Raw genomic sequence first — 12,651 nt, forward strand, 5'->3', positions numbered from 1 at the left:
CCGGGGTCGGAGATGGAGAGCACGCGATGACGCGCTCACGCAAGCAGACCGGCCGAGTCGTCTTCGTCGGCGCCGGCCCCGGCGACCCCGGGCTGCTGACCGCCCGCGCCACCGAGGCACTGGCCGCCGCCGACCTGGTGCTGCACGACGCCGACGTCCCGGCCCCGCTGGCCGACGCCGTCCGCGAGGCCCACCCCGAGCTCGAGCTCGCGGTCGCCGCCGGTGAGCCCGCCGAGGCCGCCAAGGCCGCCGTCGCCGCCGCCAAGAACGGCGCGGTCGTCGTCCGGCTCGTCGCCGGCGACCCGTTCACCACCGACGCGGTGGTCAAGGAGACCCTCGCGGTCACCCGCACCAGCGTGCCCTTCGACGTCGTCCCCGGCGTGGCCGTCGGCACCGCCGTGCCGGCCTACGCCGGCGTCGCCATCGGCGCGGGCTCGGTGCAGGCCGACCTGCGCGGCGAGGACCCGGCCGACCCGGCCGCGCTCGCCGCCGCGGCCACCGGCACCGGCAGCCCGCTGGTGCTGCAGGTCGCCGCCGACCAGCTGGCCGGCGTCGCCGCCGGGCTGGTCGAGGGCGGGCTGGCCGGCTCGACCCCGGTCCTGGTCACCGTCGAGGGCACCGGCACCGCGCAGCGCAGCGTCGCGGCGAAGCTGGCCCAGGTCGCGGAGAAGGACGCCGGCGTGGAGTCGCTGTCGGGCTCGGTCGTCGTCACCGTCGGCTCGGTCGTGGACAAGCGGGCCAAGCTCGGCTGGTGGGAGTCCCGCCCGCTGTTCGGCTGGCGCGTGCTGGTGCCCCGCACCAAGGAGCAGGCCGGCGACATGAGCGAGCGGCTGCGCGCCTACGGCGCCGTGCCGGTCGAGGTGCCCACCATCGCCGTGGAGCCCCCGCGCAGCCCGGCGCAGATGGACCGCGCCGTCAAGGGCCTGGTCACCGGCCGCTACGGCTGGATCGTGTTCACCTCCACCAACGCGGTGCGCGCGGTGCGGGAGAAGTTCACCGAGCTCGGCCTGGACGCCCGCGCCTTCGCCGGCGTCAAGGTCGCCTGCGTCGGCGAGCAGACCGCCCAGGCGGTCCGCGAGTTCGGCATCGTCCCCGAGCTGGTGCCCTCGGGCGACCAGTCCTCCGAGGGCCTGCTGGTCGACTTCCCGCCCTACGACGACGTGTTCGACCCGATCGACCGGGTGCTGCTGCCCCGCGCCGACATCGCCACCGAGACCCTGACCGCGGGCCTGAAGGACCGCGGCTGGGAGGTCGACGACGTCACCGCCTACCGCACCGTCCGCGCCGCCCCGCCGGCCGCCGCCGTGCGCGAGGCGATCAAGGGCGGCGGCTTCGACGCCGTCTGCTTCACCTCGTCCTCGACCGTGCGCAACCTGGTCGGCATCGCCGGCAAGCCGCACGCCCGCACCGTCGTCTCGGTCATCGGCCCGGCCACCTCGGCCAGCGCCACCGAGTTCGGCCTGCGGGTCGACGTCCAGCCCGAGACCGCCGCGGTCGGCCCGCTGGTGGACGCGCTCGCCGCGTTCGCCGAAGCCCGCCGCGCCGAGGCCGAGGGCGGGGCCGCCGAGTGAGCGCGGCGGGGGCCAGCCCGGGCTTCGCGCGGGGACGGCGGCTGCGCTCGACGCCGGCCATGCGCCGGCTGACCGCGCAGACCCGGCTGGCCCCCGCCGACCTCGTGCTGCCGGTCTTCGTCAAGCAGGGCATCACCGAGCCGCAGCCGATCGGCTCGATGCCCGGCGTGGTGCAGCACTCCCAGGAGTCGCTGCGGAAGGCCGCGGCCGAGGCGGCCGACGCCGGCATCGGCGGGCTGATGCTGTTCGGCATCCCGGCCGACAAGGACCCCGTGGGGTCGCAGGCCGACGCCGCCGACGGCGTGGTCAACGTGGCGCTGCAGCAGCTGCGGGCCGACCTCGGCGACGAGCTCGTGCTCATGGCCGACCTGTGCCTGTGCGAGTACACCGACCACGGCCACTGCGGCGTCGTCACCCCGGCCGGCGTCGTGGACAACGACCCCACGCTGGACCGCTACGCCGCGGTCGCGGTCGCCCAGGCGCAGGCCGGGGCGCACCTGGTGGCCCCCAGCGGCATGATGGACGGCCAGGTCGCCGCCATCCGGGCCGGGCTGGACGCGGCCGCCTTCACCGAGGTGCCGATCCTGGCCTACGCCGCCAAGTACGCCTCGGGCTTCTACGGGCCGTTCCGGGAGGCCGCCGAGGGCGCCCCGCAGTTCGGTGACCGCTCGACCTACCAGATGGACCCGCCGAACGCGGCCGAGGCGCTGCGGGAGGTGCGGCAGGACCTCGCCGAGGGCGCCGACGCGGTCATGGTCAAGCCCGCGCTGCCCTACCTGGACATCGTCCGCCAGGTCGCCGACGCCGTCGACGTCCCGGTGAGCGCCTACCAGGTCAGCGGTGAGTACGCGATGGTCGAGGCGGCCGCCGAGCGCGGCATGGTCGACCGCCGCCGGGCGATCCTGGAGACGCTCACGTCCATCCGCCGCGCGGGTGCGGGCACCGTGCTGACCTACTGGGCGGTCGAGGCAGCGCACTGGGTCCGATGACCGGTCCCTCGGCACCGACCTACACCGAACCCGGCGGCTCCTGGCGCGGGTTCTGGACGACGGTCGCGGTGTTCGTCGTCCTCGCCGTGCTGGACGCGGTGCTGCCCGGCCAGGACGTGCCGCTGCTGGTGTGGGTGGTCGCCGTCGTCGCGGTGCTCGGCATCGTCGCCGCCGGCGTGGTCTCGGCCAACCGGGTCTGGACGGTGTCGCTGGCCGGCCGCGGCCCCGACGCGGCGCTGGTCGTCGGCCGCGACCGGCTGCCGCTGGCCGAGGTGGACCCGACCGCGCTGGACGGCGGCACCGGCGTGGACGTCGGCGCCCCCGTGCTGGGCGGGGGAGCGGCGCTGCCCAAGGGCCGGGTGGGCCTGCCGCTGCGGCGCACCGACGGCACGACGGTGCTGGTGCCCACCCGCCGGCCCGCACAGCTCACCGCTGCCCTGCGCACAGCCCTGACGGGGGCCGACGGCGGCGATGTGCAGCCTGGGACAGTGGAGCCGTGAGCTACCCGTACGACGCCCCGGCCTCGGCCGACCTGTTCGAGCGCGCCCGCGCGGTGACCCCCGGCGGGGTCAACTCCCCGGTGCGCGCCTTCCGCGCCGTCGGCGGCACACCGCGGTTCATGGCGTCGGGCTCGGGCCCGTGGATCACCGACGTCGACGGCCGCCGCTACGTCGACCTGGTCAGCTCGTGGGGGCCGATGATCCTCGGCCACGCCCACCCCGCCGTCGTCGCCGCGGTCACCGACGCCGCCTCCCGCGGGTTCTCCTTCGGCACCCCCACCGGTGGCGAGGTCGAGCTGGCCGCCGAGATCGTCGACCGCACCGGCGTCGAGCAGGTCCGGCTGGTCAACTCCGGCACCGAGGCCGTGCTCTCGGCCATCCGCCTGGCGCGCGGTGCCACCGGTCGCTCCGTGGTGGTCAAGTTCGCCGGCTGCTACCACGGCCACGTCGACGCGCTGCTGGCCGCCGCCGGCTCGGGCGTGGCCACCCTCGGCCTGCCCGACACCCCCGGCGTCACCACCGGCGCCGCCGCCGACACCGTGGTGCTGCCCTACAACGACGTCGCCGCGCTCGAGGCCGTGTTCGCCGAGCGGGGCAGCGAGATCGCGGTCGTGGCGACCGAGGCCGCCGCCGGCAACATGGGCGTCGTCCCCCCGCTGGACGGCTTCAACGCGCAGCTGCGCCGGATCACCGCCGCGCACGGCGCGCTGCTGCTGGTCGACGAGGTCATGACCGGCTTCCGGGTCAGCCGGTCGGGCTGGCGCGGCCACGAGCACTACGACGCCGACCTGGTCACCTTCGGCAAGGTCATGGGCGGCGGGCTGCCGGCCGCGGCCTTCGGCGGCCGCGCCGAGCTGATGGGCCAGCTGGCCCCGCTGGGGCCGGTCTACCAGGCGGGCACGCTGGCCGGGAACCCGGTCGCGGTCGCCGCCGGCCTCACCACGCTGCGGCACTGCACCGACGAGGTCTACGCCCGCTGCGACGCCGTCGCCGACACCCTGCGCGGCGCGGTCACCGAGGCGCTCACCGCCGCCGGGGTGGCGCACACCCTGCAGTCGGCCGGGTCGATGTTCTCGGTCTTCTTCGTCCCCGACGGCCGCGTGGTGCGCGACTACGACGACGCCCGCACCCAGGAGACCGCGCAGCACACCGCGTTCTTCCACTCCATGCTGGCCGACGGGGTCTACCTGCCGCCGTCGGCCTTCGAGTCCTGGTTCGTCAACGCCGCGATGGACGACGAGGCCGTGCAGCACGTGCTCGACGCGCTGCCCGCCGCCGCCCGCGCGGCCGCCGCGGCCACCCCGGGGACCGCCCCCGCCGTCTCGCACGACGCCCAGGCGCTGCAGCCGTGACCGCCGAGACGACCACCGTGCACGTGATGCGGCACGGCGAGGTGCACAACCCCACCGGCGTGCTCTACGGCCGGCTGCCCGGCTTCCACCTGTCCGAGGCCGGGCACGGCATGGCCGCCACCGCCGCGCAGTGGTTCGGCTCCCACCGGCCGATCACCCACCTGGTCGCCTCCCCGCTGCAGCGCGCGCAGGAGACCGCCGCCCCCATCGCCGAGACCCTGGGCCTGGAGATCGCCACCGACGACCGGCTGATCGAGGCCGGCAACCAGTTCGAGGGCCAGACGTTCGGCGTGGGCGACGGCGCGCTCAAGCACCCGGCCAACTGGTGGCGGCTGCGCAACCCGTTCCGGCCGTCCTGGGGCGAGCCCTACCGCGAGATCGCCGAGCGCATGCTGGGTGCGGTGCACACCGCCCGCGACGCCGCCCGCGGCTCGGCGGCGGTCTGCGTCAGCCACCAGCTGCCCATCTGGGTGCTCCGGCTGACCGTCGAGGGCCGCAGCTACGTGCACGACCCCCGCCGCCGGCAGTGCGGCCTGGCCAGCGTCACCTCGCTGACGTGGTCCGGCGACGAGCTGGTCCGGGTCGACTACGCCGAGCCCGCCGGCCCGGCCGGCACGGGCACGGTGGGTGGGGCATGAGGAGGCTGCTCGCCGGGCTGGTCGCCGTCCTCGCGCTCGCCGGGTGCTCCACCGGCTCGGACCAGGTCGACGTGAACAACGGCGGCGAGTTCCGCTTCGTCGCGGCCACCCCGGCCGGCGAGGTCATCCCCGCCGGCGAGCGGTCCAGCGCCCCGGAGTTCTCCGGCACGCTGCTGGACGGTCGGTCCTGGAGCTCGCAGGACCTCTCCGGGGACGTCGCCGTGATCAACTTCTGGGGGTCCTGGTGCGCGCCGTGCCGGGTGGAGAGCCCGGAGTTCCAGGACGTCTACGCCGACGTCGCCGAGCAGGGCGTGCAGTTCCTCGGCGTCAACGTCAAGGACCAGCAGCAGCTCGCGCAGGCCTTCGTGGAGAACAAGGGGCTGACCTACCCGTCCCTGTTCGACCCGGCCAGCGAGGTCGCGCTCGCCTTCCGCGACTTCCCGGCGGCCGCGATCCCGTCCACGATCGTGCTGGACCGGTCCGGCGACGTCGCCGCGGTGTACACCGGCGCGGTCACCCAGACCGACCTGCAGACCACCATCGACCAGTTGCTGGAGGACTGAGCCGTGGGGGAGACCTTCGCCGGGCTGGTCACCGACGGGCCGCTGCTGGTGGCCGCCGGCGTCGCGGCCCTGGTCGGGCTGATCAGTTTCGCCTCGCCCTGCGTGCTGCCCCTGGTCCCCGGCTACCTGTCCTACGTCACCGGCCTGGTCGGCACCGGCGCCCGCGCCGCCGCGCCGGCCGGCGGGGCCACCGCAGGGGACGGGGCGGTCGCGACCGCGGTGCGCACCGACGAGCGGCCGCCGCGCGGGCGGATGGTGGTTGGCGCGCTGCTGTTCGTGCTCGGCTTCACGGTCGTCTTCGTCGCCTTCGGCGCGCTGTTCGGCGGGCTGGGGCGCTGGCTGCTGGTCTACAACGACGAGATCACCCGGGTGATGGGCGCGGTCACCGTCGTCGTCGGCCTGGGGTTCCTGGGCTGGCTGCCGTTCCTGCAGCGCACGAAGAAGCTGTCGGTCCGCCCGGCGACCGGCCTGGCCGGTGCCCCGCTGCTGGGCGTGGTGTTCGGCCTGGGCTGGACGCCGTGCCTGGGCCCGACGCTGGCCGCGGTCAACTCGCTCGCCTTCGCCGAGGCCACCGCCGCGCGCGGCTCGCTGCTGGGCGTGGCCTACTGCCTGGGCCTCGGCGTCCCGTTCGTGCTGGTCGCCCTCGGTGCCCGCTGGGCCGTCGGGGCCACCGGGTTCCTGCGCCGGCACGCCGCCGCGGTCAGCCGCTTCGGCGGCGCCGTGCTCGTCGTCGTCGGCCTGCTGCTGCTCACCGGGCTGTGGGGCGAGGGCATGATCTGGTTCCGCTCCTGGCTCGCCTCCACCGGCTTCGGGGAGTTCTTCCTGTGACCACCACGACGGAGCGGCCGGCCGCGGCCCCCGTGCCCCCGTCCCGGCCCTCGCCCCGCCGCGCCGTCACCGCCACCCTGCTGCGCTGGTGGCGGTCGCTGACGGCCATGCGGACGGCGCTGGTGCTGCTGTTCCTGCTCGCCGTCGCCGCCGTCCCGGGCTCGCTGCTGCCGCAGCGGTCGCTGTCGCAGAGCCAGGTGACCCGGTACTTCTCCGACCACCCCGACCTCGCGCCGGTGCTCGACCGGTTCTACCTGTTCGACGTCTTCTCCTCGCCGTGGTTCGCCGCGATCTACCTGCTGCTGTTCATCTCGCTCATCGGCTGCGTGGTGCCGCGGGCGATCGAGCACGCGCGTGCGGTGTTCGCCGCCCCGCCGCCGGCGCCGCGGCACCTGCACCGCCTGCCCGACCACCGCAGCCTGGACTCTGGTCTGGACGGCGCGGCGACGCTGGACGTCGTCGAGGAGGAGCTGCGGGTCCGCCGGTTCCGGGTGGTGCGCCGCGAGGGCCGGTACGGCCCGGAGCTGTCGGCGGAGAAGGGCTTCCTCAAGGAGACCGGCAACGTCGTGTTCCACCTGGCCCTGCTGGCGTTGCTGCTCGGCCTGGCCGGCGGCAAGCTGTGGGGCTACGAGGGCAGCATCCTGGTCACCGAGGGCGACCGGTTCTGCAACACCTTCCAGCAGTACGACAACTACAGCGCAGGCGCCCTGGTCGACGCCGGGGACATGTCGCCGCTGTGCGTGACCCTCGACGACTTCAAGGCCGAGTACGAGGAGAACCTCACCGCGGCCTCGTTCACCGCCGACATCGGCTACGGCCTGGCCGGGTCGGCCAGCCGGAACACCACCATCGGCGTGAACAGCCCACTCCGCTTCGACGGCGACCGGGTCTACGTGACCGGCCACGGGTTCTCGCCGGTGTTCAGCGTGACCTTCCCGAACGGGGACTCCTTCACCGACATCTCCGCGCCGTTCCTGCCCGCCGAGACCCAGACGATGTCCAGCGAGGGCGCCCTCAAGCTGCCCGACGTCCCCGGCTCGGACGAGCAGCTGGCCCTGCAGGGGCTGTTCGCCCCGACCGGGTCGGTGCAGGGCGGCGTGCTGACCTCGGTGGACCCCCGGCCCCTGGACCCGCAGGTCGCGGTGTTCGTCTACGAGGGCTACCTCGGCCTGGACTCCGGCCTGCCGCAGAACGTCTACTCGATCGACCAGACCCAGATCGACCGCGGGAACCTGACCCGGATCGGCGAGGCCAACCTCAAGGTCGGGGAGTCCACGACGCTGGCCGACGGCACGGTCATCACCTTCTCCGGCGTCAAGCAGTTCGCCGCCATGCAGGTCTCCCACGACCCCGGCCAGCTGTGGGTGCTCGGGTCGGCCATCGCCATCCTGGTCGGCCTGCTCGGGATGCTGCTGCTGCGCCGGGAACGGGTGTTCGCCCGCACGACCGCCGGCCCCGGCGGCGCGGGTACCGTCCTGGACGTCGGTGCGCTCACCCGCGGCAGCGCCGACACCGCACCCCGCTTCACCGCGCTCACCGACGACGTCGCGGCGGCCCTCGCCCGCCGCGCCCGCACCGAGGAGAACCCCCGCACGTGATCAACGAATCCCTCGCCGCGACGTCGGACACCCTGTTCTCGGTCGCGGTGGGGCTGTACTCCCTGGCCGTCGTCGCGTTCTGCGCCGAGCTGGCCTTCGGCGGCCGCACGGCCCCGGCCCGCGAGCTGGTCGCCGCCGGCGGCGGCACGGTCCAGCGGCCCGTCCCGGCCGCCGCGGGCGGTGCCGACGACGAGCCGGCCCGCGCCCGCCGCTGGGGCATGGTCGCCATGGCGCTGACCGCGCTGGGGGCCCTCGTGCAGGCGGGGGTGCTGCTCACCCGCGGCCTGGCCACCGGCCGGCTGCCGTGGGGCAACATGTACGAGTTCGGCACCGCCGTCGTGCTGGTCGCCGTCGTGGTCTACCTGGTGCTGGCCGTGCGCACCCCGGCCCTGCGGCACATCGGCATCTTCGTGCTCGCCCCGGTCGTGCTCTCCATGGTCGGCATCGGGCTGTTCCTCTACGCCTCCGCCGGCCCGCTGGTCGCCGCGCTGCGCTCGGCCTGGCTGGCCGTGCACGTCACCACCGCGATCCTCGGCTTCGGCATCTTCTTCGTCTCGGGCATCGCCAGCGTGATGTACCTGGTGCGCTCCCGGTACGAGGCCAAGGTCGCCGCCGGGGAGCAGCCGATGTCGCGCATCGTGCACCGGCTGCCCGGTGCCGCGGCGCTGGACCGCACCGCGCACCGCACCGCCGTCTTCGGCTTCCCGATCTGGACGTTCGCGGTCATCGCCGGCGCGATCTGGGCCGAGAGCGCCTGGGGCCGGTTCTGGGGCTGGGACCCCAAGGAGACCTGGGCCTTCATCGCCTGGGTGGTCTACGCGGCCTACCTGCACGCCCGCACCACCGCCGGCTGGCGGGGCCGGCCCTCGGCCTGGATCAACGTCGTGGGCCTGGGCGTGATGGTGTTCAACCTGCTCTACGTGAACATGGTGTCCACCGGCCTGCACTCCTACGGCGGGCTCAACTGACACCGTTGTAACTCTCCGTCACCCCCACTACTGGGGGACGGACGGGCCCGAACACGTGCTGAACCGGCTGGTCCGTGGCACGCTGCACCCATGCGCGCGCAGTCAGGCCACCACCGTGGGTAAGCACTCGGCCCTCGACGGGTCCACCGTGCACCCGTTGGTGGCCGACGCGCTGCAGCGCCGCCAGCACGCCGCGGCCCCGGGCCGCGCCCCGAACGTGGTGCAGCACCAGGCGGCCGACACCCGACCGACGGCGGTCGGCTGGCCCGACGGGCCCCGCCGCGGCGACGGCCTGGGCTGGCCCGGCGGCGAGCCCGCGGAGGCGGCCGACCGGCTCCCCGTGCACCCGGACGACGACGGCTCGGTGCTGGCGGTGCTGGACGCGGCCGCCGAGCAGGACGCCGAGGTGCCCGCGCCGCCGGTGCGGCGCACCGGCTGGCGGCGGTTCTTCGGTGGCGGCCACTCCACGAGCCGGCCCACCACCGCGGCCTGACCTCAGGCGGGGGCGGACCCGTCGTCGCGGCGGGTGCGGCGGTCGAGCTCGCGGAGGAAGTCCGGGTCGTCGTCGGGCGCCACGAAGCGCTGCGGGGGCCGGGGACCGCGCGGCGGCCGGGGCCGGCGCGCACCGCCACCGCCCCCGCCGTTGCCGCCCTGGGTGGCGGCCGCCCGCATGACGAGCACGACCACCGCGATGGCGATCACCAGCATGACCAAGAAGACCACCGGTCCACCTCTCCCCGCAGTCGTGCACGACCCACCGGACCCCCAATGTAGGCGCCCCGGCGATACTCGGGGGTGCCCACCGCGGGGCACCGCGCAAACCGACCGCGCGGACCCACCGGCGACCAGGAGGACGACATCGACGCCGTCGACGAGCAGCTCCTCGCGCTGCTGCAGGCCAACGGCCGGGCCAGCTACGCCGAGCTGGCCCGGCAGGTCGGCCTGTCCGCCCCCGCGGTGCACGAGCGGGTCGGCAAGCTCGAGACCGCCGGGGTGATCACCGGCTACACCGCGGTCGTCGACCCGGCCGCCGTGGGGCTGGGGGTGACCGCGCTCATCGGCGTCATCGACAGCGACGAGGTCGACGACGTGGGCATCCTGGAGGCGATGTCCGCGCTGCCGCACGTCGAGGACTGCTGGCGGACGGCGGGCACCGAGGGCTACGTGCTCAAGGTCCGGGTGACCGACATCCCGGCACTCGAGGACACCATCAACGCGTTGAACCGGATCCGGGGCGTCGCACGCACCCGGACGACCGTCGTGCTGTCGACCAAGTGGGAGGGCCGCCATGGCCGCGCAGAGTGAGCAGGACCGGCCGGTGAGCCCGACCGGGGGCCCGGCCCAGGCACCGTCGGTGTGGCCGCTGCTGGCCCTCTACACCCTCGGCCGGCTGCTGCTGGCCGCCGCGCTCGTCGCCCTGCTCTGGGTGCTGGGCCTGGGCAGCTTCCCCGGCCTGCTGTTCGGGCTGCTGCTGTCGATGCCGCTGTCGTTCGTGCTGCTGCGCCCGCTGCGCGACAGGCTCACCGAGGCCATGGCCGCCCGCTCGGTCACCCGCCGGGCCAGCAAGGCCGACCTGCGCGCCCGGCTCAAGGGCACCGACGACCCGGTCAGCTGAGCGCGAGCCCCAGCGCGAACACCACGCCGGTCACCAGGGTGGCCCGGCCGGTCCCGCCCAGCGCGGCGATCAGCGCCGGCCCCCGGGCGCCGGAGAGCACGGTGCGCACCGGGGGGACGGCGACGGGTGCGGCCAGCAGCCCCAGCAGCGCCCACGGGCGGTCCAGGCCGACCAGCGCCACCACCACGAAGGCCGCGACCACCAGGCCGGTGAAGAACCAGCGGGTGGGCTGCTCGCCGAGCAGCACCGCGAGCGTCCGCTTGCCCACCGCGGCGTCGCCGTGCACGTCGCGCAGGTTGTTCACCACCAGGATCGCGGTGATGAGCAGGCCCACCGGCACCGCGGCGGCGAAGGCCAGCCCCTCGACGGTGCGGGTCTGGCCGAACGTCGTCCCCACGGTGGCGACCAGGCCGAAGAACACGAAGACGAACACCTCGCCCAGCGCCCGGTAGCCGTAGGGGATCGGGCCGCCGGTGTAGGTCCAGGCGGCCAGGATGCTCACCGCGCCGACCGCGACCAGCCACCAGCTCGACAGCGCCGCCATGGCCAGCCCGGCCAGCCCGGCCACGGCGAAGGACAGCACGGCGGCCACCAGCACCGCCCGTTCGCTCGCCGCACCCGACCCGACCAGCCGCATCGGGCCGACCCGGTCGGCGTCGGTGCCGCGGCGGCCGTCGGAGAAGTCGTTGGCGTAGTTGACCCCCACCTGCAGGGCGAGCGCCACCACCAGGGCCAGCAGCGCCGGCAGCGGCCGGAAGGCCTCCAGCGCCACCGCGACGCCGGTGCCCACCAGCACCGGGGCGACCGCGGCGGGCAGGGTGCGGGGCCGGGCTCCGGCCAGCCACTGGGCGGGGGTGGCCATCAGGCTCCTTCGATCAGGCGGGCGACGGCCCGGCGGTCGGGCTTGCCGGTGTGCAGCAGGGGGACGGCGTCCACCAGCAGCAGCTCCTTGGGGGCGGCGGGGGCGCCCAGGCGGTCGGCCACCCAGGGGCGCAGGGCGGCCAGCTGCGGGTCGGCGCCGGGGGCGGGCACCACGGCGGCGACCACCCGCTGGCCCCACTCCGGGTCCGGCCGGCCGGCGACCACGGCGTCGGCGACGTCGGGGTGCTCGCGCAGCGCGGCCTCGACCGCCTGCGGGGCGACGTTGACCCCGCCGGAGACGAGCACGTCGTCCAGCCGGCCGTGCACCTGCAGCCGGCCGTCCACCAGCGACCCCGCGTCGCGGGTGCGGAACCAGCCGTCCACGAACGCCTCGGCCGTGGCCGCCGGGTCCAGCCGGTAGCCCAGCGCCAGCTGCGGGCCGGCCAGCTCGACGCCGCGGTCGGCCACCCGCACCCCGACGCCGTCCAGCGGGACGCCGTCGTAGACGCAGCCGCCCGCGGTCTCGCTCATGCCGTAGGTGGTCACGACGGCCACGCCCTCGGCGCGGGCCCGCTCCAGCAGGGCCGGGTCGGTGGCGGCACCGCCGACCAGCACGGCGTCCAGGGCGCGCAGCGCGTCGGGCTCGGTGTCGAGGTGGCGGCGCAGCTGCGTGGGCACCAGCGCGGTGTACCGCCGTCCGCCGGGCACCCGGGGCAGCGCGTCGGCCAGCCGCTCGCCGGGGCCCAGCACCGCCGGCGGCGCGCCGGCGAGCGCGGAGCGCACCAGCACCTGCAGCCCGGCGACGGCGCTCACCGGCAGCGCCAGCAACCAGCCGCCGGCGCCGCCGAGGCGGTCCAGGGTCGCGGTGGCCGAGGCGCGCAGCGCCGCGGCGGGCAGCAGCACGCCGCGGCCGTCGCCGGTGGACCCCGAGGTGAGGACGACGAGGTCGGCGCCGTCCTCCAGCGGGAGGTCGGGCCGCAGCACCGCGCGGGCGCGGCCGGCCGGGCCGGGGTCGGCGGGGACCACGGCCAGCGGTGCGCGCCCGTCGAGGGCGGCCAGCACGTGCGGCCACACGTCGGTCAGCACCGCGGGGCCCAGGGCCGGCGCGGGCACCAGGGTCAGCCGCCGCTCCACGGGCAGCCAGCCTACGGACGTCCTTACGATCACC

The 12,651-nt window shown here is 75.7% G+C and carries 15 protein-coding genes; 12 read left to right on the forward strand and 3 right to left on the reverse strand.

Annotation, left to right across the window (positions count from 1 at the left end; all coding sequences use genetic code 11):
• The first annotated feature begins 26 nt into the window (after positions 1-26).
• From BLT39_RS07445 to BLT39_RS07490, 10 genes are all read left to right on the forward strand, one after another.
• Positions 27-1,571 carry a uroporphyrinogen-III synthase gene (locus BLT39_RS07445; RefSeq protein ID WP_091061238.1) on the forward strand — a complete coding sequence of 515 codons (1,545 nt, stop codon included), beginning with the start codon at positions 27-29 and terminating at the stop codon, positions 1,569-1,571.
• Positions 1,568-2,560: a porphobilinogen synthase gene (gene hemB, locus BLT39_RS07450; RefSeq protein WP_091061242.1), complete on the forward strand. Its 993-nt coding sequence runs from the start codon at positions 1,568-1,570 to the stop codon at positions 2,558-2,560. Before BLT39_RS07445 ends, hemB begins: the two co-directional genes overlap by 4 nt.
• The gene (locus tag BLT39_RS07455; protein WP_091061246.1) at positions 2,557-3,060 is read left to right on the forward strand and encodes a hypothetical protein; all 504 of its coding nucleotides are present in this window, start codon (positions 2,557-2,559) and stop codon (positions 3,058-3,060) included. The genes hemB and BLT39_RS07455 overlap by 4 nt, the downstream gene beginning before the upstream one ends.
• Complete coding sequence (hemL, locus tag BLT39_RS07460) at positions 3,057-4,412, forward strand: glutamate-1-semialdehyde 2,1-aminomutase (protein ID WP_091061250.1); 1,356 nt, start codon at positions 3,057-3,059, stop codon at positions 4,410-4,412. Before BLT39_RS07455 ends, hemL begins: the two co-directional genes overlap by 4 nt.
• Complete coding sequence (locus BLT39_RS07465; protein WP_242658233.1) at positions 4,409-5,050, forward strand: histidine phosphatase family protein; 642 nt, start codon at positions 4,409-4,411, stop codon at positions 5,048-5,050. Before hemL ends, BLT39_RS07465 begins: the two co-directional genes overlap by 4 nt.
• Positions 5,047-5,613: a redoxin domain-containing protein gene (locus BLT39_RS07470; RefSeq protein WP_091061253.1), complete on the forward strand. Its 567-nt coding sequence runs from the start codon at positions 5,047-5,049 to the stop codon at positions 5,611-5,613. Before BLT39_RS07465 ends, BLT39_RS07470 begins: the two co-directional genes overlap by 4 nt.
• 3 nt (positions 5,614-5,616) lie before the next feature.
• The gene (locus BLT39_RS07475) at positions 5,617-6,441 is read left to right on the forward strand and encodes a cytochrome c biogenesis CcdA family protein (protein WP_091061256.1); all 825 of its coding nucleotides are present in this window, start codon (positions 5,617-5,619) and stop codon (positions 6,439-6,441) included.
• Positions 6,438-8,039: a cytochrome c biogenesis protein ResB gene (gene resB / locus BLT39_RS07480; protein ID WP_091061260.1), complete on the forward strand. Its 1,602-nt coding sequence runs from the start codon at positions 6,438-6,440 to the stop codon at positions 8,037-8,039. The genes BLT39_RS07475 and resB overlap by 4 nt, the downstream gene beginning before the upstream one ends.
• Positions 8,036-9,007 (forward strand): c-type cytochrome biogenesis protein CcsB, encoded by a 972-nt coding sequence (ccsB, locus tag BLT39_RS07485; protein ID WP_091061263.1) that lies wholly within the window; start codon positions 8,036-8,038, stop codon positions 9,005-9,007. The genes resB and ccsB overlap by 4 nt, the downstream gene beginning before the upstream one ends.
• A gap of 115 nt (positions 9,008-9,122) precedes the next feature.
• Positions 9,123-9,500, forward strand: coding sequence for a hypothetical protein (locus BLT39_RS07490; protein WP_131801432.1), 378 nt, complete (start codon positions 9,123-9,125; stop codon positions 9,498-9,500).
• 2 nt (positions 9,501-9,502) lie between these two features.
• Here BLT39_RS07490 and BLT39_RS07495 read toward each other — a convergent pair whose 3' ends face one another.
• The gene (locus BLT39_RS07495; RefSeq protein ID WP_091061268.1) at positions 9,503-9,730 is read right to left on the reverse strand and encodes a hypothetical protein; all 228 of its coding nucleotides are present in this window, start codon (positions 9,728-9,730) and stop codon (positions 9,503-9,505) included.
• Positions 9,731-9,802: 72 nt separating this feature from the next.
• Here BLT39_RS07495 and BLT39_RS07500 point away from each other — a divergent pair, with 72 nt between their 5' ends.
• Both BLT39_RS07500 and BLT39_RS07505 read left to right on the forward strand, forming a co-directional pair.
• Complete coding sequence (locus tag BLT39_RS07500) at positions 9,803-10,312, forward strand: Lrp/AsnC family transcriptional regulator (RefSeq protein ID WP_242658234.1); 510 nt, start codon at positions 9,803-9,805, stop codon at positions 10,310-10,312.
• Positions 10,296-10,622: a DUF4229 domain-containing protein gene (locus BLT39_RS07505; protein ID WP_091061271.1), complete on the forward strand. Its 327-nt coding sequence runs from the start codon at positions 10,296-10,298 to the stop codon at positions 10,620-10,622. Before BLT39_RS07500 ends, BLT39_RS07505 begins: the two co-directional genes overlap by 17 nt.
• Here BLT39_RS07505 and BLT39_RS07510 read toward each other — a convergent pair.
• Positions 10,615-11,484 carry a 1,4-dihydroxy-2-naphthoate polyprenyltransferase gene (locus tag BLT39_RS07510; protein ID WP_091061274.1) on the reverse strand — a complete coding sequence of 290 codons (870 nt, stop codon included), beginning with the start codon at positions 11,482-11,484 and terminating at the stop codon, positions 10,615-10,617. The genes BLT39_RS07505 and BLT39_RS07510 overlap by 8 nt on opposite strands.
• Entirely contained in the window at positions 11,484-12,617 is a 1,134-nt protein-coding gene (gene menE, locus BLT39_RS07515; RefSeq protein ID WP_091061276.1) for an o-succinylbenzoate--CoA ligase, read from the reverse strand. The genes BLT39_RS07510 and menE overlap by 1 nt, the downstream gene beginning before the upstream one ends.
• Positions 12,618-12,651 lie beyond the last annotated feature (34 nt).

This window comes from Klenkia brasiliensis (genome assembly GCF_900100695.1).
GTDB classification, from domain to species: Bacteria; Actinomycetota; Actinomycetes; order Mycobacteriales; family Geodermatophilaceae; genus Klenkia; species Klenkia brasiliensis.

Bases quoted from the DNA above. Each gene is read 5' to 3' on its own strand.
- BLT39_RS07445 (WP_091061238.1), top strand. From the start codon at position 27: ATGACGCGCTCACGCAAGCAGACCGGCCGAGTCGTCTTCGTCGGCGCC.
- BLT39_RS07455 (WP_091061246.1), top strand. From the start codon at position 2,557: ATGACCGGTCCCTCGGCACCGACCTACACCGAACCCGGCGGCTCCTGG.
- BLT39_RS07470 (WP_091061253.1), top strand. From the start codon at position 5,047: ATGAGGAGGCTGCTCGCCGGGCTGGTCGCCGTCCTCGCGCTCGCCGGG.
- BLT39_RS07505 (WP_091061271.1), top strand. From the start codon at position 10,296: ATGGCCGCGCAGAGTGAGCAGGACCGGCCGGTGAGCCCGACCGGGGGC.
- BLT39_RS07510 (WP_091061274.1), bottom strand. From the start codon at position 11,484: ATGGCCACCCCCGCCCAGTGGCTGGCCGGAGCCCGGCCCCGCACCCTG.